The following is a 24,853-nucleotide window of genomic DNA, read 5'->3' as shown; positions in this document are numbered from 1 at the left end:
AAGGCGCGGCCGGATCAGGCTCTTCCTATCGGCCGCATCTTCGACAGCTTGGCGCTGATCTTCGCGACTTCCTCCCCCATGATGGCGAGTACCGATTGCAGGTGCTCGCCGGTCATGCGCGCCATGATGCTGGAAACGCTGATTGACGCAAAGGGTGTGCCGGCACTGTCGCGGATTGCCATGGCGACGGTCCTGACGCCAACGTCCGACACCCTGTCGATGTAGCCGGTCTCTCTTGCCAGTTCGACCATTTCACGGATTTTCGTGACGCCACCGGAGAACTCCTTGAGGTCGCCGGTGTTTCTGTCCAGGATCGCTTCGGCTTTTGCAGGCGGAAGGGCGGCAAGGACAGCCATGCCACCGGCGCCCAGCCCGATCGGGCGATGAACCCCGACGTCCAGAACAAACGCCTTCACGGGAAACGCGCCGCTTTCCCGGGCAATGCAGGTCATCTTGTCACCGACGACACGATTGAGGAAAACGGTGTCGCCCGTTACCTCGACCAGACGTTCGAGTTCCGGCTTGCAAACATCTTGCAGGTCATAGGCTGGGAAGACCAGCAGACCCAGTTCGTAAATTCTGGAGCCGAGGAAAAAGCGGCGGTTTTCCGCATCCTGGTCGACGAAGCCATGTTCGATAAGCGCTTGCAGTACCCGCCGGGCGGTCGGCCGGGTCAGGCCGGACTTTGCGAGTATGTCCGCAAAGGGAACACCGTCGGGATGCCCACCCGCGACAAGATCGAGCAGCATCGCTGCGCGGTCGATGCTTTGTGTTCCTGCAGTCATCCTCGTAAGTCTCTATAATCGTATGTGTTTAAAATCTAATTCGACCGAATGTCCTAGTAGAGTGGTATTGCATGAGGGCACACGGGTCCATTGAAATGAAGGGCATTCGGGAATTTATTGGCATGGCTAAAGGCCTCGTTTCCGGATCCGATGTTGCCACTGTGTCTCCAAGTCGGAATGGGGTGGCCTAGAAGCCTGTTGAACGGCTGGAGATGTGGGCTGAAGTCCGATCCGGACGCGGGTTGGCGGAGTGCTTCTCAGGTCAGTTGACCTGCAATCCGGTCCAGAAGGTCTTGCGCACGTTTTTCGTAAGTCACGGCGTTTTGGGTTCGTGCAATCCTGATTGCACGGCGAAGTGCAGATGAAGCGTTTCGGGTTCGTCCGGTCTGAACCGAGAGCAAGGCCCAAAGGCGATGGAGCTCCGCTTCGTGCCAGCGTTCGCCGGTACGTCTGATGATCTTGAACGCCGACGCAAGTGCCTTCAGCCCTTCGACCGGGTTACCGCAGCGGCTGGTCGCTTCTGCGTAGAGTGCCAATCCGTAAGGACGGGTCAGCGTCACGTTCATTGCCGCCTGTGCGTTCAGACCTTCGTGAATTTGCTGAAGGCCGGAAGCGTTCCCAAGCACGACCTGCGCCCACCCGGCCAGCAGGTCGCCATAGGGGCGCCAGAATGGAATTGCGGCTGCTTCGCAGGTTTCGATCAGGCCCGTCGCCCGTTCCAGCACACGCACCGGGTCTTCACGTTCACGAGCGATCAGAGCTCCTGCCCAAAGCATCTGCGCTCGACCGAAAGGCTGCTCCAATGTGTCCGTCAACGTCATGCCTTCGGCATAAAGGCGTTCGGCACGTTCGCCTTGGCCGAGCAACTGATGAACGCAAGCGGCATACTGGCGGCAGACGATGCCGGGGTCCTCGCCGAACAGAACCGATGCCTCTGCGCCGTGGTTCGTGTCGTAGGCGCTGCAAACAGCGTTGATATGAGGCAGACAGGCGGCAAGATCACCACGGAAGAACCGTGTTTGCCCGACAGCATTGTGGGCCACCATTGCATAGAGCGCTGGTGCATCCTCTGCCAGGTCATCGAGACCCTTGGCAAGTTCGTCGGCGGCTGCAAGGTCTGCCTTGGTCAGGTGGTGGTTCCAGAGCCCCGCAAGTGCGGGCACGATTGTCGTCGGGTCATTGGTTCGGCCTGCAAGTGTCGCGGCGCGTTCGTAAACGTCCCGAAGTTCGTCTGTGGCGAAGTGATCCCCGACGATAAGTGCCGCTCCCAGACCCAGTAGCGTGCGGCATTCCGCCGTGTGCGTTTCGGGGTCAGGCTCGCAGGCGGCGAAGGAGACAAGCGCCTGCCGGAACTGCGCGGCCGCATCGGTGATTGCGCCGCGTTCCAGCGCGGTCAGGCCCGCAAGCCCTCGATGGACGGCAGCACGTTTCCAATCGGCGGCACGCTCGAAATGATCGGCTAGTGTGGACGCGATTTCGCCAGTGCGGGATTTGAACGCGGTTTCAAGCCGGCTGCCGATGCGTTCGTGAAGTCCTTGCCGATTTGCGGCCGGAATAGCGTCGTAAAGGGCCTCCTGATAAAGCGCGTGCCGGAAGACGTAGCGTGTTGCCTGCGTCCCGTCCGGCCAGGCCATGACACCGGCCCGTTGAATAAAGCGCCTGACGCTTGCAAGGCGGTCGAGAACCGCTTCGCCTTTTTCCACCTCGAGCCGTTCATCGCTCAACATGGCTGCGGAAAAGCGAATTCCGGCAACGCTGGCAATGTCGAGTAACTGCCGCTCATATGGGTCCAGCCGGCCGATTTCGCCCGCGATGAATTTTCCGGCTCCGCGTGAGATTGCCGAAACGATTTCATTGATGTCCTGCTCGGGTGCCTGCCGATTTTCGAAACTCTCCAGGACCCCGTCCCGATGCCACTGGTCGATGATCGCATCGACCAGGATGGCATGCCCTTCCGTTCTTCGCCTCAACTCGCCGGCAAGGGAGGCAGGCAGTCTGTGGTCCGGAAAGCGTCGCTTGAGAAGGTCCGCCACGGCTGTTTCGTCGAGGCCGTCCAGCGTGATCGGGCTAAAGTCCTGAACACGTTGAAGGTAATGCAATGTCGATTGAAGATCTCCGGACTTGTCCAGTTCATCAAACCTGTAGGTTCCAACCACAAGGGTTCTGGCAGGAGCGCGGCGTTGAGCCCAGGAAAGAAGCCATGCCAGCGTGCTCTGATCGGCCCAGTGCAGGTCTTCCAGAATGATGACACCGGGCTGCTGCTGCGAGAGGCGCTCCATGAGTGCGGTCAGCTCCCGCAACATTGAGTCCGGGTGCGTGTCCGTCAATCTTGTGGGCAGGGGAGCGGGCTCCCGGCCAGAACGAAGCTGAGGCAGCAGGTCTCGCCAGGACGGTGCGACATCCTCAAGAAGCCGCAAGACCCGTTTTCGTGACGCACCTTCGGCGAGCTGTGTCACGATCTCGATCAGTGGGCCATAGGGTTCCCGGGCACCGGGGTGGGGAATGCACTGCCCCCGGGCAGACCAGAACTCTGCCGTGCGTGGCAGCGTGGCGGCGAACGTCTCCACCAGCCTTGATTTGCCCGATCCGGCTTCCCCGGCGACAAGGCTCACAATGCGCTTGCCAGCGCGCACTGCCGCTGCGCAGTCCGCAAGGGACTGCAGTTCCGCGGTTCGGCCCACGCAAAGAGGGGCCGTTCCGGTGGTGTCCGTGCCGGAGTTCAGAACCGTGATCTTGCCGACAAGGCGGTAGCCCTGCCTGCCGACCGTTTCGATGAACCCAGGTGTTTCGGCGCTGTCCCCCAGCAAGCGTCTAAGCTCGCGGATACACTGCTTTGGACCGGTCTCGCGTCCATGCTGCTGTCCCCAGATCAGATGTCTCAGCTCTTGCTGGCTGACGACCTCTCCCTCGCGGGCGTGCAGCTCGACCAGCACGGCGAGAGTCTTGGGGCGCAAACGAACGACTTCCCCGTCACGCAGCAGTTCACCGCGAGAAACATCAAGTTCGACTTTTTGCACTGGGACGCAGATTCCGATGTTCCGGTGAGGCACGAGGACCGTGCCCCGATGAAGAATTACACTGATTGACGAACTACTTATACCATTTTTGCACCGTTGCCGACTTTGTTTGCCATCCTGATTTCCCTACCACCAGTCCTCATGGAGACGCGCCCCTGCGGCATGCCCCGCCGCAAGCGCGATCTCCCGTCTGCAACCGGAAAAGAGGACAGCCCAGTTTGACAAGATCGGTCACAACAGGCCCGGTGACAGCACGGGCCGTGCAATTGCTTGCGGTCCTGCTGGTGTCGGTATGCAGCGTTAACCCCGCCGCAGCGACCGTAACATGTGTTGAAGATTTTGACCGGGGTATGACCTCCGCTGCAAGGGACGCCAGGCCCGGCACGCCGCTCTCCGCAGCACTCTCGCAAAAGCTGGATGATGCGGTGCTGGCCGCGCTTCCACTTGCCGAAACGCCGGGCGTCATTGTTGGTGTCCAAACACCAGACGGCACATGGAAAAAAGGGTACGGCGTTGCCGACCCGGCAACCGGAACTCCGATGGAGCCGGGCATGCACACGCGCATCGGGTCCGTGACCAAGACCTTTACCGGAACAATGCTGTTGCAGCTTGCAGAAGCCGGACGGCTTTCTCTCGATGACACGATCGACGCCTATGTCGAGGGAATTCCCAACGGAGACAGGATCACGCTGCGCCAGCTTGCGGACATGACCAGCGGTGTGGCGAGCTACACCGCTTCCGAACGGTTTGTGGAGTTGTTTCTCGATCAACCCGGTGTCGCGTTTTCGCCCGAGGACCTGCTGACCTTTGCCGTCGAAAATTCCCCGCTCTTCGAACCGGGAACGCAATACGATTATTCCAACACGAACACGATCCTCCTTGGCATGGTCATTGAAAAGACCACCGGGCAGCCCTTCGAGACGTCTTTGCGGAAGATGATCCTGGAGCCTCTCGGACTGGAAAAAACAGTCTGGCCGGGAAGCAGGACCGAACTACCGGAGCCCTACGCGCAGGGCGTTACCCTTCAGGGCGTCGATGCAACGCCGGCAGCACCTCTTGTTGCCACACACTGGAACCCGGCTTCGCTCTGGACAGCGGGGGAGCTGATTTCCAACCTCGACGATCTGCTCGTCTATGGCCGAGCCCTTGGGTCCGGCCAAGGGCTTCTCGGCACCGAGATGCAGCAAGCGCGGCTGCGATCCTTCCGTCCGCCTGATGGGTACGGCCTGGCGCTTCGGTGCAACGGAGAATGGGTTGGCCACACAGGTGAAGTGCCTGGATACACCACGGTCGTTTTCCATAGCCCGCGGACCGACACGACCCTTGTTGTCCAGGCGAACAGCGACATGCCTTCCGGTGACTGCGAGGAGGCTCAGGACGCCGACGAAGCCTCGGGTCTGTCCTGCTCGCTGCCTGCCATGCGCATTTTTAACGCCGTCGCTCCGTTATTCGGCGAAACGGCTCCCCAGAACACCGCTGAATAAGAACGGAGCCGTCCGTGACAAGACAGGTGCTGCCTCCCCCGGCAACAAAAACCCTGCGCGGTGCTGCCGCTGCTGATCCCAAATCTACCTTTCGGCTTCGGGCTGCTTCGGTGCTGGCCGTCTCTTTCGTGGCCGCGGTGTTTTCTCATTCTGCACCGGCTCAAACGCTGGATCAGGCCGTCGCCGGGCAAACCGTCATTATTGAACGGTTCACGCCGCCTACAAGGCCGGGCACGGTCGACATCACGGTGCAGGATCAGCGCAAGCGTGTTTCAGAACAAGATGCCGAGAGGGTACGCTTCACGCTCCGGTCGGTATCGATTGCCGGTGCTCATTCGGTTTCGGACACCGATCTGGCGGCCATCTGGCAGGGCAAGATCGGCAAGGACATGTCTCTTGCGGATCTCTACCGGATCGCCGAGGCGGTTGATGCCGCCTATCTGAGAGCCGGCTATTTTTCGATGACCGTCGTTCCGGTGCAGGACTTTACGTCCGGTGCGGTCTCGCTCCGGGTCTACGAAGGCTATGTTGAAACCGTCGAGATCACCAGTTCCATCCCGCGCATCAGGGAGCGCCTGGCGCCCTATATCAACCGCCTGACCTCCATGCGGCCCATTCGGATCAAGGAGGCAGAACGCGTCCTGCTGCTGATGAGCGATCTTGCCGGTCTGCAGATAGAGGGAACAATTGTGCGCCCGGAAACGCCCACAGGTGGCGGTACACTGAAGCTCGCAGTTGATTTCAGCCGATACAGCGCCGGCGTCGGTCTCGATAACCTTGGAACAGATACGGTCGGTCCGCTGGAACTTTCCGGAAATGCCACGGTCAACGACATCTTCGGGTTGTTCGAAACGACAAGCCTGGTAGGGGTGACCGTTCCGGACGCGCCCGAGGAAATGGTGCTGCTGCAGGCTTCGCAGTCGGTTCCAATCGGGTTCAACGGGCTCTCCGCTGGCTACGACCTGACCTATGTGACACAGAAGCCCGGCGCAGACCTGAAAGAGCAGGACATCCACATCGAAACCGTTATCGGTTCGGCTCATCTCCAGTATCCGCTCATTCGCACCATCGACCAGAGCCTTTACGGCAAGGTGGAAATCAATCTTCGGAACGACCGGATCGACGTGATGGGCGCGCGGGCTGCCCGTGAACAGGCGCGTTGGGCGACAGTGTCCCTCCGGTACGACCTTGATGCAGGCCCTGCCTCATTTTCCGCTGGAGCCGAACTGGGTCAGAGCCTGAACCACAAAGGTGAAATGGAAATTGACCCGGACGACTATCGCTTTGGCCGGTTCAACTTCGGCGTCTCATATGATCTGGCGTCCATCGCTCGGCTTCAGCTGCGCACGGCCAGCCAGTATTCGCCGACACCACTGCCCGGAGCGGTCCGGTTCGCTCTCGGCGGCGACCCCTACGGCTGGGCGTTCGATGGCGGCAGCCTCTCCGGTGACAGTGGCTTTGCGTCGGCGTTTGAAGTCAGTCACGACATCGAAACCGGATGGTCTGCGCTTCCCGGTCTCACCCTGACGGCCTTTGCCGATTATGGCGTCGTCTGGAACGTGGATGAAGCCGCCGACTTTGCCCGCGACGAACTCGGTTCAGCCGGTGTCGGTGTCAGTGGCATGGTTGCCGACCGGGTGAATTTTCAGGTTCTCACCGCCACACCCTGGCATCGGCCGGAAAACGCCGAAGATCCGGGGACCCGGGTTTTCTTCAGGCTGGGGCTGGCGCTTTGACGACACAGGAAAGTATCGCCCCGGCCGGATCGGCCGAAACCCATCTGCAATGACCTGCAGGCGCGAACAGCAAGACTGATTGAGAGGTTACACATGTCGTTCTTCCAGCTCACACGGCGCCGGTTCCTGGCGTCCGCGTCTCTCGCGGTTCTGGCAGCACCAGCCCTTGCCGAGGACCTGCCGCCATCCAGAACGGCGGGAACCGATGTTCCGCCTGGCCAGATCGACAAGGCGATCGCCGGGCTTGACGGGATCGTTGAAGACATCAAGGCACGCAGCAAGGTGCCGGGCCTAGCGGTTGCCGTCGTACACAAGGGAGAGACTGTCTACGCGAAAGGCTTCGGAACGCGGGGCGGCGAGGGCGATCAACCGATTGACGCCGACACCGTTTTCCAGATGGCTTCCGTGTCCAAGTCGATCGGGGCAACAGTCGTTGCCCGGCAGGTCACGCGCGGCGTTGTTTCGTGGGACAGCAGGATGCGCGACCTGCTGCCATGGTTCAGCCTTGCCGATCCCGATATTACCGAACGTTTGACAGTGGGGGATCTCTACAGCCACCGTTCCGGCCTGCCGGACCATGCTGGTGACGATCTGGAAGACATCGGCTTTGACAGGCAGACGATCCTCGAACGTTTGCGTCTGCAGCCCCTGCGCGCCTTCCGCACGAGCTACGCCTACACGAATTTCGGCCTGACCGCCGGCGCCGAGGCGGTTGCCGAAGCATCCGGGGCCGAATGGGCCGACCTTTCTGACGAGGCCCTGTTTCAGCCGCTTGGCATGACCAGGACCAGTGCGCGGTTCGATGATTTCATGGCACGGGAAAACCGCGCGGTGCCGCATGCCAGAAGCGGCGACGGTTTCGAGGCGCTGTACCAGCGGCAGCCGGATGCCCAGTCGCCCGCCGGCGGGGTGAGTTCTTCCATCAACGACATGGCCAGATGGATGAAGATGGTTCTGGCCGATGGTGGGGAGCTTATTTCTCCCGAAGCCTTGCAGCCTGCAATCAGTCCGCAGAGCTTTTCCAGCCGTCCCCATACGCCTGACGAACGCGCCGGGTTCTACGGCTATGGTTTCAATGTCGGCACTGACCCGTCCGGCCGGGTAATCCTCAGCCATTCAGGTGCTTTCATCCTTGGTGCGTCGACCTATTTCCTGATGATCCCCTCGCTCGACATAGGGATCGTGGTCCTGTCGAATGCGGCTCCGGTCGGTGCCGTTGAATCCATCGGCGCATCCTTCTCCGACATGGTTCAGCTCGGGCGTGTGACCCGAGACTGGTTCTCCGGATACGAAGGCCTGTTCGCTTCCTTCTATACGCCTGCCGGTTTCACGGCCGGTGAACCTGCGCCTGCTGCTGCTGCACCTGCTCCTGCGGCTGGCTATTGCACGGGCCGTTACGGCCATCCCTACTTCGGCACGGTCGAGGTGCAAGAGGAGGACGACGGGCTCGTCCTGCTTGCCGGTCCCCAGCCAATAAAGCTGCCGCTGCAGGCCTGGGACGGGTCGATGATGGTGTTTGACATTGCCAACGAAAATGCCGTGGCGGGTTCGCGCTCGACCGTGACTTTCTCAGGCGATGGCAAGGAAGCAAGCACCCTGGAAATCGAGCTCTTCGTGCTGAACGGGCCTGCGCGGTTCGAAAGGCTTGCGCAATAGAGTGAGCTGATTCTGCGACGCACATTCAAACCCCGCAGGGACATCCTGCGGGGTTTTTGCTTTCGCACACCCTCAGCACCTGATCCGCAGAGAGAACAAGCAGAAGACGTCGGGATACTTGAGAGCTCCGGTGCTGAGGCAGCTTCCCGTCCGGGCAATTGGTCGCGCGATTTCAGATAGTTGCAATTGCACGTGCGTCTCCGGAAGACATTGCATACTGGAATATGCAATGCTCCGGGCCGGAGGATGGACCATGACAAAAGAACGGATGAAACTGCCGGGGAGGGGCTATGAAGAGCGGTGTTTCCAAACGTCCTGAAGAGGCAGGTTCACAGCCGGAATTCGGTCCCTGGCTGCCGCAGGCGTCGATCCTGATCGTCGACGACGAGCCTGGCATGCGCAATTTTCTGGTCCGCACGCTCGAGCCTTATTGCAAACGCATCGAGCAGGCCGCTGACACGGTCGAGGCCTCGGCGCTTCTTGATACCCACCATTATGACGTGGTGATCCTCGACAATATCATGCCAGGCAAATCCGGCGTGGAATGGCTTGGCGAACAGCGGCGGATCGGATTTTTCGCCGATGCGATCCTGATGACGGCCTATGCGGATCTGGAAACCGCGATCCAGGCCTTGCGGGCAGGTGCCGTGGATTTCATCCTGAAGCCCTTCCGGTCCAACCAGCTGCTGAACGCGGTTGCCAGGTGTCTCGACCGGGTCACGCTGCTGCGGGAAAACCAGCTGTTGCGCCACCAGTTGCAGGCAACATCCGACCATCTTCTTCTGCGTGACAAGCTGATCGGACATTCGCGTCAGATCGGCGAGATCCGCGAAACGATCTCCCGCGTCGCGCCACTGCCGACATCCGTTCTGATCACGGGGGAATCCGGGACCGGAAAGGAAGTTGCTGCCAGGTCGCTTCACGATCTTTCCGATCGGGTGGACAAGCCCTTCGTTCCGGTCAATTGCGCCGCCATTCCCGGAGACATGATCGAAGCTGAATTGTTCGGGCATCTCAAAGGCGCTTTCACCGGCGCCGGGTCCAGCCGCGACGGCCTGTTCATGCATGCGCATGGCGGTACGCTGTTTCTGGACGAGATCGGCGAACTGCCCATGGCACTGCAGAGCAAGTTGCTGCGGGCAATCGAAGACCGGAAAATTCGGCCGGTCGGGTCCGAGCGTGAAGTGCCTGTCGATCTGCGGTTCGTGTTCGCGACCAACGCAAATCTGGAGCAGGCCGTGGAGGAGGGCCGGTTCCGGGCGGACCTCTACTACCGGGTCAACGTGCTTCAGCTCGAAATGCCGCCGCTGCGCGAGCGTGGTGACGACATCCGTGAACTTGCCTCGCTGTTCATGCAGAAGCTGTCCGTGCAGCTTGGAATGCCGCCGGTACCGTTTACCGATGAAGTCGTCTCCGGACTGCTGGCTTATGAATGGCCGGGCAATGTTCGCGAACTGCGCAACACGATCGAACGAACTTTGATCCTTGGCCGCTTCCCGGCGGAGTTCCACAGTACGCAGAGCCTGTTGCTGCCCGGCGGGGAAACGCTGCAGGACATGGAGAAGCGTCATATCCTGATGGTGCTCGAGGAAGCCGGTGGAAACCGTGCCGAAGCGGCGCGGCGGCTCGGCATTTCACGCAAGACCATCGACAGGAAGCTGATGGACTGGAATGGCTGAGGAGAGACGACGCCGGAAATCGGGAAGCCGCCTGTCCGTCAGGGTCAGGCTTCTGGCCATCGCCCTGTTGCCGACACTTGTGGTTCTGCCACTCTTTCTCGGCTGGGCGATGGTGCGCTGGAACGCGAAGTTCGATTCCCTGTTGATCACCAAGGTCAATGGCGACCTGACCATTGCCCATCAGTATTTTTCGAGGATCCTGGAAAATTCGGGTGAAAAGATCGATGCGCTGGGCCAGTCGGCCTCCTTTCGCGACGTTGCAGACAGTGGTGATGCCGCACTTCTGGCAGGGCTGCTGGAGCGGCGGCGTGAGGAGCTGGGTCTCGATTTTCTGTTTGTCGTGCGCAGGGACAGGACAGTCGAGGCGGCCTCTCCGCCAAGTGCCGTACCGCCGGTCTCCAAGGACTGGCCGGTCATCGAACAGGCCTTTGCAGGATCTGCCGCCACAAGCGTGGATATCTTCGAAGCCGGTGATCTGACGGCGATTTCTCCGGCACTAGCAGATCGGGCCCGGCTGGATCTCGTCCCGACACCCAACGCGGTGCCGACCGAAAGGGCCGCGGAAACACGCGGCATGGTGGTTCACTCCGCAAGCCCGGTCACTGTGCCGGGAGCGCCCGTGGCAGCTCTGGTCGGTGGCATCCTGCTCAACCAGAACCTCGTCTTTATCGACACGATAAACGATCTCGTCTACCGCGAGGCGAGCCTTCCCGAAGGCAGTCAGGGCACCGCGACCCTGTTTCTCGAGGATGTCCGCGTCAGCACCAATGTCCGTCTGTTCGAAGACAAGCGCGCGCTTGGGACGAGGGTGTCCGCCGCCGTTCGCCAGAAGGTGCTGGGCGAGGGGCAGGTCTGGCTGGACAGCGCCTTCGTCGTCAACGACTGGTACATCTCGGCCTATGAACCGATCACCGACAGTTTCGGCGAGCGGGTGGGCATGCTTTATGTCGGCTTTCTGGAGACGCCGTTCCGGGAAGCCAAGCTGGCGACACTGGTCGCGCTGCTGCTGGGTTTCCTTGTCGTGACCGCTGGCAGCGTGCCGCTGTTCCTGAGGTGGGCTCGCGGCGTTTTCAAGCCACTGGAAAAGATGACGGACACCATTGCCAGCGTTGAAAAGGGAAACCTTGGCGCCCGCACGCGGTCCGAAGGCAGCGGTGACGAAATAGCGCGTGTCGCCCAGCATCTCGATCATCTGCTCGACCTGGTTCAGGAAAGCGACCGGCAGCTCAGGTCCTGGAACGAGGAGCTGAACACCCGCGTCGAGGAACGCACGCGCGATCTCAAGATGGCGAACAGGCAGCTGGAAGACACCACCAAGCAACTGATCATGTCGGAGAAGCTCGCCGCCATCGGCGAGATCACCGCCGGTGTTGCCCACGAGATCAACAATCCGATTGCGGTGATCCAGGGCAATCTGGAAGTGCTGCGCATGCTGCTCGGTGATCATGCAAAGGTTGCCAGTACGGAAATCCGCCTGATCGACGAGCAGGTGGACCGGATCAACCAGATCGTCATGAAGCTGCTGCAGTTCGCCAAGCCGGACGAATATGCAGGCTACGCCGATCGGCACGCGCCGGACGAGGTGATTTCTGACTGTCTTCCGCTGGTCCGCCATCTCCTGCGCAAGACCGATATCGAGGTTGTCCGCGAGGCCACTGCCTCCCGTCTGGTGCTGATGAACCGGACGGAACTGCAGCAGGTGCTGATCAACCTCATCGTCAATGCCATCCATGCCATGCCCGGTGGCGGCACGCTGACGATGAAAACCTGGGATATGAACAAGGAAGATGTCGCCGGAGTGTCGATCGAGATTTCGGACACCGGTGTCGGCATGAGCGCGGATGTTATCGCGCGAATATTCGACCCCTTCTACACGACAAAAAGCCGGCAGGGCACCGGATTGGGGCTTTCGATTACCCAGACGCTGGTCAGCCGTCAGGGCGGCGATATCAAGGTGGAAAGCATCGAAGGGACCGGGACCGTTTTCACAATCTGGTTGCCTGAAGGCACTTGACGTCGCGGCTGGGCTGCCTCGGAGTTGCTCACGGCCATAAGGCCGTTTGGGCGGTCAAGGGCTTCCGGACAGATTGTCCCAAACGGCTGGAAAACAACTTTTGAATGTGGACAAAATGTCCACTCGTCTTTCTGCCTGAAAATCTAACTGTCTGAAATTCAACAGAAAAGAAACTGGCCCCGAACTTGCCATCAGCAAGGAGCTGCCGGAAGGCGCGGGACGGTGCAACCGTTCCTGCGCTGCGGACCTGAAGCGGGAGGCTTCGACAGGTGCGCGTCTGCCGGGAGCGGGGCATCCGGCTTTGTCTTGCCGGACCGGGGGAGACATGACAGGCCGGCCGCAAAGGGACCGGCACCTTCCCGGAGGAATGCCCGACAACCGTGCATGGGAGGAAAATAAGTGCATGTTTGATCGGTTGAAAAAGGAACATATCGTCGCAGAGGACGGTTTTAACCGCTGGAAGGTTCCGCCAGCATCCATCGCCATCCATCTTTGTATCGGCTCCGTCTACGCCTGGAGCATCTTCAACCCGCCTCTGATCAAACAGTTCGGGGTGGTTGCCGCAGCGCCGGAAGACTGGAGCCTGTCTTCGGTCGTCTGGATCTTTTCCGTTGCCATCGTGTTTCTCGGGCTTGCGGCCGCCTTTGGTGGCAAGTGGCTTGAGGAAGTCGGCCCTCGCATGGTCGGTGTCGTTGCCGCCATCTGCTGGGGCGGCGGTTTCATCATCGGCGGCTTCGGCATCATGACGCACCAGCTCTGGCTGCTTTACCTCGGTTACGGCGTGATCGGCGGCTGCGGTCTGGGGCTTGGGTACGTATCACCCGTTTCCACCTTGATCCGGTGGTTCCCGGACCGGCGCGGCATGGCCACCGGCATGGCCATCATGGGCTTTGGCGGTGGAGCGATGATCGCAACGCCGATCAAGGAATATCTGCTCGGTCTATTCTACAAGGCGCCGGAATACCTGGGCCCTGAAGGATCTGTTGCCCTGATCACCGAAGGCGGCAAGCGCCTTGCGGAAGTCAACGGCCAGATGGTGGAAGTGGTTATCGCAGGCGCCAAGCAGGTGGCAGCAGCGCCTGTTGCGCTTCAGGAGGGGATCTATGTGGTCGGTACCGGCAACACCGGGGCCGCAGGGACCTTCTTCACGCTCGGCATCGTCTATCTGGTCGTGATGATCATCGCGGCCTTCTCCTACCGGGTTCCGCGCGAAGGCTGGCGTCCAGCTGGCTGGACACCACCAACTGCCGATGCTGCGTCCCGCAAGATGATCACCCACAACAACGTTCACATCGATCAGGCGCTCAAGACACCGCAGTTCTATCTGCTGTGGATCGTGCTCTGCTTCAACGTGACGGCGGGTATCGGCGTGATCGGCGTTGCCAAGACCATGATGACGGAAATCTTCGGCACCACGTTGCCGCTGATCGTGAATTCGGCCTTTGCGGCAACCTATGTGTTCATGATCTCGGTCTTCAACATGGTCGGACGGTTCTTCTGGGCTTCCACATCTGACTTCATAGGCCGCAAGAACACCTACCACTGCTTCTTCGTGCTCGGGATCATTCTTTACCTGTCGATCCCCTTTGCAGCAGAACAGGTGAGCGTCAATCCGGCCGTCACCTGGCTCGTGATGTTCTATGCAGCCACCATGATCATCTTCACGATGTATGGCGGCGGCTTTGCGACCATCCCGGCGTATCTCGCCGATATCTTCGGCACGAAATATGTCGGTGGTATCCATGGGCGTCTGCTGACGGCGTGGAGTACGGCAGGCGTTCTGGGGCCGCTGGCGATCACCCAGCTGCGGAACATGTCCCTCAACAATGCGATCACGGATCTTGCCGCCAAGGTGGACCCGAGTGCCTTTGCCGAGAAATTCGGTGCAGGTGTCGATCAGCTCGACCAGCTGGTGGCCGCAAAGACGGTGACTGTTGCCCGGCTGATGGAAATCGCTCCGGCCGGCACGGTGGATCCCACACCGAGCCTCTACAACACCACCATGTATGCCATGGCAGGCTTGCTCGTGATCGCTTTGATCGCAAACTCGCTGGTTAAGCCGGTGCACGACAAACATCACATGGAAGCCGGTGCCGACGGGACCAGCCCGGTTCCGGAAGGTGCGGAGCCGGCGAAGGCCTGATCAAGGCTTCTGCCATCACGATCAACCGGCCCGGAAGCATCCGCTTCCGGGCCTTTTTTGTGTTCATATGCATCACAAAGCTGAGGGACTGGGGGTCGGATTTCGGCCCCGTCAGGGGCGTTCCGTCAGTTTTTCGGCACGTTCATGGTGAGCGTTTTCGAGTGACCAGATGCAATGCCTGCCACGAAAAGATGTTTTCTCTCAATGGCTTGTGTTCTATCTTGGGTTTTTATTCGGCAATGTCTTATTTGAAGTGTTGATTGAAATAAATTTCAGAAAAAGAAATAAATACCAAAACAGTTTGACGGCTTTCGGGGGCTGCCCTTATCCATGGTCTCGCTGGGATAAAAACCAGTGTTTGAAATTTCTTGCAGTGAGCTGGTCTCTTTGACAGGCTGACCTGCAAGACTGGGAGGAGCAGCGTCAGGCTCCCTGCGTTGAGAGGAACGCAGACTGGATGTCCTGACAATCTGAAATCGATCACCCATCGGGCATTCGACCGTTCGCGGTTGGCAGCCCGTTGGTCCAGGGAGGAAACCATGGGCACTTCTATCTTCAAGGGAATTCTCGCGTCGACCATGCTGTCGGCTGCAGTTCTGACCGCAGCTCCGGCCGCGGCAGACGGTTTGAAATGCGAGCCGGGCGAAACCTACATCATGAACGTGATGGTTTCCGGCCATCCCTACTGGGTGCCGGTCTATCAGGGCTTCAAGCAGGCTGCGTCCGCATTCGGCTGCGAGACGATCTTCTCCGGCACGCCGGACTATGACATCACCAAGCAGATCGCTTCCTTCGAGCAGGACATGGTCAAGCAGCCGGCTGGCGTCTTGCTGCACCCGATGCAGTCCGATCCGTTTATCGAGCCGATCGACCGGGCCGTCGACAACGGCACGCAGGTCGTGACCTTCGCGGCGGATTCTCCGAAGTCCAAGCGCAGTGCCTATATCACCTCCGACAACCTTGCCGAAGCCAAGTTTGCTGCCGAAGAAATCGTCAAGCAGGTTGGTGACAGCGCGGAATATGCGGTTCTTGAAAACCCGGGTCAGTCGAACCACGATCTGCGCGTGACCGCGCTGCTCGACTACATGGGAGAGCACTACCCGAACATGAAACTGGTCGGCCGCCAGGCGACCAACCAGGACAGCAATGCCGCCTACCGGGCAACGGCCTCTATCCTTCAGGCCAATCCGAACCTTGCCGCTCTCTGGATCCCGGAAGCAGGCTCTGCTGAAGGAGCTGTCGCAGCGGTGCTGGAAGCGGAAGCGAAAGTGCTGATCATGCATGCCGATGTGACGCCGACCACTCTTGAGCACATCAAGGCGGGCAACATCCACATGGCGCTTAATCCGAACCAGGGCATGCAGGGGTTCATGGGCTTCATGGCCGTGTTCCTCGCCGCGCACTCCGACGTGTTCGATCCGTTCAACGACTACAAGGTGTCCGGCTACAACCCGGTTCAGATCCCTTACGTCGACAACGGCTTTGCCGTGATCACCAAGGAAAACGCCGACAGCTTCGACCTCAACGCCTACATGGAAGGCCGCGACCCTAGCTGATGAACAGACCGGGGCTCCTTTGGAGCCCCGGGTGATACGGCGGGCTGCCTGCAATCGATGCAGCAGATCAGGCAGCCCGTTCTTTCTCCGGAATTGCGAGCAAATCGGCCCTGTCATGACTGACGATGTGATCCTCAAGATCTCCAACCTCTCGAAATCCTTCGGGCCGGTTCAGGCGCTCAAGGGGGTAAGTTTCGAATTGCGCAAGGGCGAGATCCATGCGCTTGCCGGGGAAAACGGCGCCGGCAAATCGACGCTGATGAATATCATCGACGGCATTCTGCAGCCGGACAGCGGAGAAATCCGCTTCGATGGCGAACCGGTGGTCATTTCATCTCCAGCGATGGCGCAGAAGCTCGGCATCGGCTTCGTTCACCAGGAGATTGCCCTGTGTCCCGATGTGACGGTTGCCGAAAACATCTTCATGGCGACGACCAACGTCAGCCGTTCGTTCCTGATGAACTATCGTGCGCTTGAAAAGAAGGCCGCTGAAGTGCTGGGCCAGCTTGGCGACATCGATCCGACGACACTCGTGCGGGATCTGTCGATTTCCCACCAGCAGCTCGTCGAGATCGCCAAAGCCCTGACACTCGATTGCCGGGTGCTGATCCTGGATGAGCCGACGGCGGCGCTGACAGAGAAAGAAGCGCAGATCCTCTTCAAGATCATGCGACGTCTTGCCGACAAGGGCATCTCGATCATCTACATCTCCCATCGCATGGTCGAGATCTTCGACAACTGCGACCGGGTCTCCGTCTTCCGGGACGGCACCTACATCACTACCCGCAATGTTGCGGAGATCCAGCCCGATGACGTGGTCAATGCCATGGTCGGTCGGGTGATCGACGAGCTTTACCCGCGCAAGCAGTCCGAAAGCGAAAAGACGGACGATATCATTCTGGACGTTCAGAACCTGAATGAAAGGACGCGTTTCAAGGATGTCTCGTTCCAGCTCCGCAAGGGCGAGATCCTCGGGATTGCCGGGCTGATCGGTGCCGGGCGCAGCGAGATCGTGAAGGGCATCTGCCGGCTTGAAGGCGACGTGACCGGGGAGGTTTCGCTCAATGGTCGCAAGCTGTCGCTGAAGACCTATCGGGATAGCATTTCCGAGGGCATCGTCTACCTGTCCGAAGACCGCAAGGGTGACGGCATCTTTTTGGATATGTCCATTGCCGCCAATGTCTCCGCCCTGAAACCGGAACAGGTCGCGAATTCCTTCGGTCTGATTGCCGGAAGCCGGGAGGAGGCGCAGGCAGATACGCTTGGCAAGCGTCTCAATCTCAAATGTGGCTCGCTGTCTGACCCGGTGTCATCGCTTTCCGGAGGCAACCAGCAAAAGGTTGCGATCGCGAAAATGCTGTCGGTCAATCCGAAGCTGATCTTCCTGGATGAGCCGACGCGTGGTGTCGATGTCGGCGCAAAGGCCGAGATCCATCGCATCCTGCGCAATCTCGCCGGCAGCGGGGTCGGAATTCTGGTGATCTCGTCGGAGTTGCCGGAACTGATCGGCGTTTGTGACCGTGTGCTGGTCGTCCGGGAGGGACAGATCAGCGGCGAAGTCACGGGCGATCAGATGACCGAAGAAAACATAATGCACCTGGCGTCCGTGGGCGCCCAGGCAACCATAAACTAATCGTGGGGGAAACCATGGAAGACGCCGTCTCCCTGACAGACGCGCCGAACGGCAAACCGGCAGACGTATCGATGATCCGCAAACTGTTGCGCATGCGTGAAACGGGACTGATCGCGATCATCCTTGTGCTGTTCATCGTGATGTCCTTCGCCTCGCCCTACTTCCTGACCTGGGTGAACATGCGCGCCATGGTCATGGCCTTTGCGGTGGAGGGCATCGTGGTGGTCGGCATGACCATCCTGCTGATTTCCGGCGGGATCGATCTTTCGGTTGGCTCGGTGACAGCGCTGGCCATGGTGATTGCCGGCTGGCTGTTCCTGAACGGGGTCGACCCCTGGGTCGCGTCGGCGATTTCGATTGCCGCCTGCACGGCCATCGGGGCGTTCATGGGGTTCTTTGTCACCCGCGTCGGCCTTCATCATTTCATCGTGTCGCTGGCGATCATGGTGATCGCCCGGGGGGCGTGTCTTCTGGGTACGGGCGGGCGTCCGCTCGGTCTGTTTACGCTGCCGCCCGAGTTCAAGTTCATCGGTCAGGGGTCCATCGGACCGATCCCGGTCGTGATCCTGATCTTCCTTGTGGTGGTGATCGGCTTCGACTTCCTGCTGCGCCGCACGACGATGTTCCGCAAGGTGTTCTATACCGGCAGCAACGAGAAGGCTGCAGCCTATTCCGGCATCCGCACCAAGCGCGTGGTGTTTTTCACGACCACCCTTTGCTCGGCTCTGTGTGGTGTGGCCGGCATCATCTACATGGCCCGCTTCGGTTCTGCCCAGCCGACCTTCGGCATCGGCATGGAACTGAACGTGATTGCGGCGGCCGTTATCGGCGGGGCGAGCCTCAAGGGTGGTTCGGGAACCATTTTCGGGGCGATCCTGGGGGCGGTGCTGCTGTCGGTTGTTTCCAGCTCGCTCGCGCTTCTGGATGTCTCGGTCTACTGGCAGGACATCATCCGCGGCTCGATCCTGCTGGCGGCGGTCTCCATAGACCACTATCTCGTCAAGAAACGCGCCTGACCCGGCTCCAGCGAAGAGGCAACCAGATGGCGGACAAGAAAAACGATATCGAGCTGATGCGCCAGATGCACACGGTTCTCGTGCTGCATTTCCTGGAAGGCAAGAAACAGTCGGAAATCGCCGAACTGCTCAACCTGTCGACGTCCAAGGTGAACCGTCTGATCACCCAGGGCCGCAAGATGGGCATGATCAAGATCGATATCGAGAACCCGTTCCAGCGGTTGACGGATCTGGAAAACCTGCTGGAACAATCGACGCCGCTTTCAAAAGCCCTGGTTACATCGTCCGTCGAAGGCAGCCCGAACACGACGCTGAAGCAGGTCGGGCTTGCCGCTGCCAACCATCTGGTGGAGACCATCCGCGATGGCGACATCATCGCCATCACGGGTGGCAAGGCCGTCGGGGCGGTGGTGCAGAACATCGAGACCGACCGGAAGTTCGACGTCACCGTGGTGCCGCTCACCGGAGGGGTGCAGGGCAAGTACCACACGGATGTTAATCATCAGGCCAGCCTGATGGCCGAGAAGCTGGGCGGCAAGGCGCTGCAGCTTCATGCGCCACTCTTTGCCGAAAGCCGGGAACAGCGCGACATGCTGATGGAAGTCGGCTCCATTCGCGAGGTCCTGGACCTGGCACGGCAGGCAACGATCGCTCTGGTCGGCATCGGATCCATCGCGACGCCCGGCTCGAGCTACTACGACCTGCATCCGATGCCTGAATCGGACCGCAAGATGCTGGTTGGTAGCGGTGTCAGCGCCGAATTCCTTGCCTACCTGATGCGGCAGGACGGCACGGTTGCCGACTACGCCCTCAATTCGCGGCTGGTCGCACTGGCGCCTGAAGAGCTGCGGCGCTTCAAGCGCGTCATCGGGGTGACCTCGGGCGACGAAAAGATCTGGCCGATCCGGGCCGTCCTCAACGGAAACTATCTGAATTCACTCATCTTGGACGAGGACACCGCGGGAGCGGTCCTTGCAACCATGGAAGGCAAACAGAATGTTGCATGAAATGCTGACACGCGAGATCGGACGTTCAGGCATCGAGGCGTCGGCTATCGGGCTCGGCACCTGGGCCATTGGCGGCTGGATGTGGGGCGGCACGGATGAAGCCAAGTCGATTTCCGCAATTCAGGCTTCCATCGATGAAGGCATCAGCCTGATCGACACTGCTCCAGCGTATGGCCAGGGGCTGTCGGAGGAGATTGTCGGCAAGGCGATTGCAGGCCGCCGCGAAAAGGTGGTGCTGGCAACCAAATGCGGTCTCGTCTGGCACACCCAGAAAGGCAATCACTTCTTTGATTACGACGGCAAGCCGGTGCACCGGTATCTCGGCAAGGATGCGATCGTCCATGAGGTAGAGCAGAGCCTGAAGCGGCTCGGGACCGATTACATCGACCACTACATCACCCATTGGCAGGATCCGACCACGCCGATTGCGGAAACCATGGAGGCGCTGGAAACCCTGAAGACCCAGGGCAAGATCCGCTCCATCGGTGCCAGCAACACGACCGCCGACGATGTGAAAGCCTATGTGGCTGCAGGGCAGCTGGACGCGATCCAGGAAGAATATTCGATGATCAAGCGCGACATCGAGGACACCCTGGTGCCGCTCTGCCTCAAGGAAAAAGTTTCGGTGCTGAGCTATTCATCGCTGGCGCTGGGCCTTCTGACGGGCAAGATCGGTCCTGACAGAACCTTCGAAGGTGATGATCAGCGCAAGGACAATCCGCGCTTCTCGGTCGAAAACCGCCGCAAGGTTGCCAAGCTTATGGATGCCATCGCGCCGATAGCGGAGGCCCATGGTGCCACCAAGGCCCAGGTGGTGATCGCCTGGACGCTGCAGCAGCCGGGCATCACCTTCTCCTTGTGCGGAGCCCGTGATCCGGAGCAGGCGCGGGAGAATGCCAAGGCGGGGCGCCTCAGGTTGACCAGTGAAGAAATCGGGCTCATCGGCGATGCTGCCGCGACCCATCTGACCGAACTCGCCGCTTAAGAGACTTCGAAATTGAGATTGGAAAGGGCACCGGGCATCCGTCCGGTGAACGGGGAAGGCATGTCCGAACAACGGCAAGGAAAATGGGACCGTATCGCGCGTGACGGCGCGTTCGACGCCGTTGTCGTCGGCGGCGGTATCAACGGGATCGGGGTCTACCGGGATCTGGCGCTGCAGGGTGTCAGGGTGCTGCTGGTGGAACGGAACGACTTTTGTTCGGGGTGCAGTTCTGCCTTGTCGCGCATGATCCATGGAGGATTGCGCTATCTGGAAAACGGCGAGTTCGACCTGGTGCGCGAATCCCTGCGCGAACGCGACGCGCTGCTGGTCAATGCGCCTCATCTGGTCCATCCGCTGCCGACCGTCATTCCCATCGGCTCTCTCTTTTCCGGGCTCTTGAACAGCGCGGCAAGTTTCTTCGGCTTTTCAGGTCAGCCCTCCAGACGGGGAGCGGTTCCGATCAAGCTCGGGCTGACGCTTTATGACTGGGTGACACGCAAACGCCGGTTGTTGCCGAAACACCGTTTCCGCGGGGCGAAGGCGACCCGGAATACCTGGCCTGGACTGACCGGTGCCATCCGGTGTTCGGCCACTTATCACGATGCCTGGATCAGCCACCCGGAGCGGCTTGGTCTGGAACTGGTCAGGGAAGCGGAAGAAGTGGCTCCGGACTGTGTCGCCCTCAACTATGCCTGTCTTGAGCCGGCCGGGAGCGGTTTTGTTGTGCGAGATCAGGTGAGCGGCCGAACGGAAGAGATCTCGGCGAAGATCCTCGTCAATGCCACTGGCGCCTGGCTGGATGATGCCATTGATGAGCTTGCCGGCAATTCCAGCCACGAACGCCTGGTGTCGGGTACAAAGGGATCGCATCTCATTCTCGACAATCCGGCGCTGGAGAAGGCGCTTGGCGGCCATATGGTCTATTTCGAGAATTCGGATGGCCGGGTCTGCATTGTCTTTCCGTTCTTCGGCAAGGTGCTGGCCGGGTCAACAGATATCCGCGTCAAGACGGCCGAACGTGTGCGCTGTGAGCCGGAAGAAGAAGCCTACATTCTGGGCTCGCTCCGGCTGGTCTTTCCGGAGATCGACTTCAATGCGGATGATGTCGTTTTCAGTTACAGCGGCATTCGGCCATTGCCGAAGAGCGATCATGATTTTACCGGCCGGATTTCCAGGGGCCATTTTACGAAGCGTATCGAAGGCCCCGTTCCGCAGATTTGCATGATCGGCGGCAAGTGGACAACGTTCCGTGCCTTTGCCGAACAGGCAACGGACGAAGTGCTCAGCGAACTTGGCCGGACCAGGCAGGTCGGCACCCTGTCGCGCCCGATCGGCGGCGGAAAGGATTTTCCTGATGCTGCCGTGATCCTGGAGCGCGACCTGATCTCGGGCTATGGCATTGGTCCCGCGCGCGCCGCGCACCTGGTGGCGACCTATGGCACCACAGCGACGGAGCTGCTGGCCTTTTGTCAGGGCCGGTCGGACGACGTGGCACTTTCGCCGCAGACAGAAATCACAGCGGCGGAGATCGCGTTCCTCGCCTCCCGCGAAAGCGTGGTGACCCTTGCCGACATCGTGTTGCGCCGGACGACACTCGCCATCCAAGGACTGATCAGTGAAGAGCTGCTCGACAAGCTGGCGGCTGTCGCCGGTGAAGAGCTCGGCTGGTCCGACGCAGAGCGCGGGTTTCAGCGCGACCGGCTGATCGAAGACCTTTCCACCTATCACGGCGTTTCGTTTGAAGATCGCCGGAACCAAGACACAAGCAGGAGCAGAATATGCGTTTGAGCCCCAAAGCCCGGATGAACCGGATGTTCACCCACGGCGGCTGCCTGGATGTTGCCGTTGATCATGGCGTGTGCAACGAACCGAGCTTCATGGTTGGCCTGGAAGACATGGCTGGGGTTGTCGACACCCTGGTCAAGGCCGGGCCTGATGCGATCCAGATGGCCTATGGCCAGGCGGATCTGTTGCAGTCGCGTCCGGAGAAGGACAAGCCGGCGCTGGTGATGCGCATCGACATGGGCAACCCCTACAATGACCAGCGCCACCGGGTGATGTGGTCGCTGCTGCAGAATGCAGACGAGCCGATCATCGGGGCTCTGGAAATGGATGCGGCTTGTGTCGTGGTGAACCTGTTCATGTTGCCGGATGAGCCTGAGCTGTTTCGCCAATGCGTGGAGAATATCTCCAGGGTGCGCGCCGCCTGCCACAAATACGGCATGCCGTTGATGATCGAGCCGCTGGTGATGCTGCCGAACGACATCCGGGGCGGCTATCAGGTCGACGGCGACGCAGACAAGATCGTGACACTGGTTCGGCTGGCAAGCGAGATGGGAGCCGACATCATCAAGGCGGACCCGACCGATAACGCGGAAGATTTCCACCGGGTGGTCGAAGCGGCGCGCGTTCCGGTTCTGGTTCGTGGTGGTGGCAAGGAAGACCTGAAGACCGTTCTCAGGAAATCCGCTGCATTGATGCGCCAGGGTGCCAAGGGCATGGTCTATGGACGCAACATCTATCAGCACGACAACCCGAAAGCGGTGGTTGCGGCACTCATGGCAATGATCCACAACGGTGCCGACGGTGACGAAGCATGGGACATCTATAACCGTGGCTGACGACAGGACTTATCTGCTGGGGCTTGATGCCGGCAACACGGTGATCAAGGCTGTCCTGTTCGATCTGGCGGGCCGCCAGGTGGCGATGAGCGCGCTGGACGGCCAATCGTTTTCACCTGCTCCCGGACATGTTGAACGCGATCTCGGAGAGTTGTGGCGCAATGCGCAAACGGTTATCCGCGAGTGCCTTGACAAAGCCGGTGTCGAGCCTTCGCAGATCGCGGCAGTTGGTTGTGCCGGGCACGGCAACGGTCTCTACCTGCTGGACAAGGACCATGAGCCACTGCTCGGCATCCAGTCGCTGGATACGCGCGCAGCGGATCATGCAGGCAAGCTGCGTGAGGCGCATGGTGACAGGCTGCACGCCCTGTGTCTGCAGGAACCCTGGCCATCCCAGACCCCGACGCTGCTTGCCTGGATCAAGGACAACCGGCCGGATCTTTATGCCCGGACCGGAACCGTGCTCCTGTGCAAGGACTTCATCACCTTCAAGTTTACCGGAGAACGCGTCAGCGAGATCTCCGACATGTCAGGGTGCGGTCTGTTGAGGTTGCCGGACAATCTCTACGACAGGGAGCTGCTGGAACTTTATGGTCTCGGCGAGGCGGAGCCGATGCTGCCGCATCTGGTCGAACCGGCGGATGTGGCCGGGCATGTCACGGCAGAAGCCGCGGCTGCGACCGGACTGAAGGAAGGGACGCCGGTTGTCGGCGGCTATTTTGACGTGATCGCCAGCGCGCTCGGGTCGGGCGTTGTCCATCCCGGCGAAGCCTCGATCATTGCAGGCACCTGGAGCATCAATCAGGTCTTTTCGGAGGCCCCGATCGTCGACAAGGCAATGTTCATGGCCTCGGGTTTTGCCCCCGGCCGGTTCGTCAATATCGAATCGAGCGCAACATCGGCTGCCAACCTGGAATGGTATGTGCGAGAGCTGGTGGAGCGCGGGAAACATCACGACGATCCGTTCGGCTATTGCAACGCGAGGATCGCGGAGGTCGCGCCCGCGGCGGACGACCCGTTCTTTCATCCGTTCCTTTACGGCTCGCGGCTTGGGGCGGACTTCCGCGCAGGGTTCTATGGTCTCGCCGGCTGGCATTCGGAAGGGCACCTGTTGCGGGCCTTGTTCGAAGGGGTTCTCTTTGAACATCGCCGCCATATCGAGGTGCTCGGGAGAACCGGTGTCACGTTCGACCGGGCAGTTCTCTCCGGAGGCGGGTCACGCAGCCCGGTCTGGCCGCAGATGTTCGCCGATTGCCTGGGCGTTCCGATCACCGTTGCGGAAGCTCGTGAGACGGGTGCGCTGGGCGCGGCCATTGGAGGCGGTGTTGGTGTCGGTCTCTTCCCCGATTACGAGACGGCTGTCGCAGCCATGACGAGGGCGCAGAAGGAATACCTGCCGGTAACTACGATGAAATCGCACTACGACCGGCGCTACCGGACCTATTGCAAGCTGACAGATGCTCTTCGGTCCTTCTGGGCCGATATGCATGTCATGGACGAATAGTCCTCTTGGAGGAATTG

Annotated in this window: 16 protein-coding genes; 14 read left to right on the top strand and 2 right to left on the bottom strand. The window is 60.2% G+C overall.

Going from position 1 to position 24,853, the window contains the following annotated elements; translation table 11 throughout:
* Positions 1 to 14: 14 nt before the first annotated feature.
* Positions 15 to 785: an IclR family transcriptional regulator gene (locus HCG46_RS07880; protein WP_023003734.1), complete on the bottom strand. Its 771-nt coding sequence runs from the start codon at positions 783 to 785 to the stop codon at positions 15 to 17.
* Between the two features lie 257 nt (positions 786 to 1,042).
* The gene (locus HCG46_RS07875) at positions 1,043 to 3,802 is read right to left on the bottom strand and encodes an AAA family ATPase (RefSeq protein ID WP_205838383.1); all 2,760 of its coding nucleotides are present in this window, start codon (positions 3,800 to 3,802) and stop codon (positions 1,043 to 1,045) included.
* Positions 3,803 to 4,152: 350 nt separating this feature from the next.
* Here HCG46_RS07875 and HCG46_RS07870 point away from each other — a divergent pair, with 350 nt between their 5' ends.
* The 14 genes from HCG46_RS07870 (at position 4,153) to HCG46_RS07805 (ending at position 24,836) form a co-directional block, all read left to right on the top strand.
* Positions 4,153 to 5,286 carry a serine hydrolase domain-containing protein gene (locus HCG46_RS07870; protein ID WP_168685485.1) on the top strand — a complete coding sequence of 378 codons (1,134 nt, stop codon included), beginning with the start codon at positions 4,153 to 4,155 and terminating at the stop codon, positions 5,284 to 5,286.
* Between the two features lie 14 nt (positions 5,287 to 5,300).
* Positions 5,301 to 7,022 carry a ShlB/FhaC/HecB family hemolysin secretion/activation protein gene (locus HCG46_RS07865; RefSeq protein WP_168685483.1) on the top strand — a complete coding sequence of 574 codons (1,722 nt, stop codon included), beginning with the start codon at positions 5,301 to 5,303 and terminating at the stop codon, positions 7,020 to 7,022.
* Positions 7,023 to 7,115: 93 nt separating this feature from the next.
* Entirely contained in the window at positions 7,116 to 8,678 is a 1,563-nt protein-coding gene (locus HCG46_RS07860; RefSeq protein WP_168685481.1) for a serine hydrolase, read from the top strand.
* A 290-nt stretch (positions 8,679 to 8,968) separates the two neighbouring features.
* On the top strand, positions 8,969 to 10,357 hold the full coding sequence (locus HCG46_RS07855) for a sigma-54 dependent transcriptional regulator (RefSeq protein WP_168685479.1): 1,389 nt from the start codon (positions 8,969 to 8,971) through the stop codon (positions 10,355 to 10,357).
* A complete protein-coding gene (locus HCG46_RS07850) occupies positions 10,350 to 12,371 on the top strand; it encodes a HAMP domain-containing sensor histidine kinase (RefSeq protein ID WP_168685477.1) in 2,022 nt (673 codons plus the stop codon). The genes HCG46_RS07855 and HCG46_RS07850 overlap by 8 nt, the downstream gene beginning before the upstream one ends.
* Positions 12,372 to 12,774: 403 nt before the next feature.
* Complete coding sequence (locus HCG46_RS07845) at positions 12,775 to 14,514, top strand: OFA family MFS transporter (RefSeq protein ID WP_055661252.1); 1,740 nt, start codon at positions 12,775 to 12,777, stop codon at positions 14,512 to 14,514.
* A 539-nt stretch (positions 14,515 to 15,053) separates the two neighbouring features.
* Entirely contained in the window at positions 15,054 to 16,070 is a 1,017-nt protein-coding gene (locus tag HCG46_RS07840; RefSeq protein ID WP_023003716.1) for a substrate-binding domain-containing protein, read from the top strand.
* A gap of 115 nt (positions 16,071 to 16,185) precedes the next feature.
* Entirely contained in the window at positions 16,186 to 17,703 is a 1,518-nt protein-coding gene (locus tag HCG46_RS07835; RefSeq protein ID WP_168685475.1) for a sugar ABC transporter ATP-binding protein, read from the top strand.
* A gap of 71 nt (positions 17,704 to 17,774) precedes the next feature.
* Positions 17,775 to 18,719 carry an ABC transporter permease gene (locus HCG46_RS07830; protein WP_051990117.1) on the top strand — a complete coding sequence of 315 codons (945 nt, stop codon included), beginning with the start codon at positions 17,775 to 17,777 and terminating at the stop codon, positions 18,717 to 18,719.
* A gap of 26 nt (positions 18,720 to 18,745) precedes the next feature.
* Positions 18,746 to 19,726, top strand: coding sequence for a sugar-binding transcriptional regulator (locus tag HCG46_RS07825; protein ID WP_055661135.1), 981 nt, complete (start codon positions 18,746 to 18,748; stop codon positions 19,724 to 19,726).
* Positions 19,716 to 20,711 (top strand): aldo/keto reductase, encoded by a 996-nt coding sequence (locus tag HCG46_RS07820; protein WP_168685473.1) that lies wholly within the window; start codon positions 19,716 to 19,718, stop codon positions 20,709 to 20,711. Before HCG46_RS07825 ends, HCG46_RS07820 begins: the two co-directional genes overlap by 11 nt.
* A 60-nt stretch (positions 20,712 to 20,771) precedes the next feature.
* Entirely contained in the window at positions 20,772 to 22,499 is a 1,728-nt protein-coding gene (locus HCG46_RS07815; protein ID WP_168685644.1) for a glycerol-3-phosphate dehydrogenase/oxidase, read from the top strand.
* A complete protein-coding gene (locus tag HCG46_RS07810) occupies positions 22,490 to 23,332 on the top strand; it encodes a class I fructose-bisphosphate aldolase (protein WP_031270580.1) in 843 nt (280 codons plus the stop codon). The genes HCG46_RS07815 and HCG46_RS07810 overlap by 10 nt, the downstream gene beginning before the upstream one ends.
* A complete protein-coding gene (locus HCG46_RS07805; RefSeq protein WP_353621813.1) occupies positions 23,325 to 24,836 on the top strand; it encodes an FGGY-family carbohydrate kinase in 1,512 nt (503 codons plus the stop codon). Before HCG46_RS07810 ends, HCG46_RS07805 begins: the two co-directional genes overlap by 8 nt.
* Positions 24,837 to 24,853: the final 17 nt, after the last annotated feature.

The sequence above is a fragment of the Labrenzia sp. PO1 genome, assembly GCF_012273635.1.
GTDB classification, from domain to species: domain Bacteria; phylum Pseudomonadota; class Alphaproteobacteria; order Rhizobiales; family Stappiaceae; genus Roseibium; species Roseibium algicola.
The sequence above is the reverse complement of the archived record's forward strand: the minus strand, read 5'-3'. Positions and strand labels throughout refer to the sequence as shown.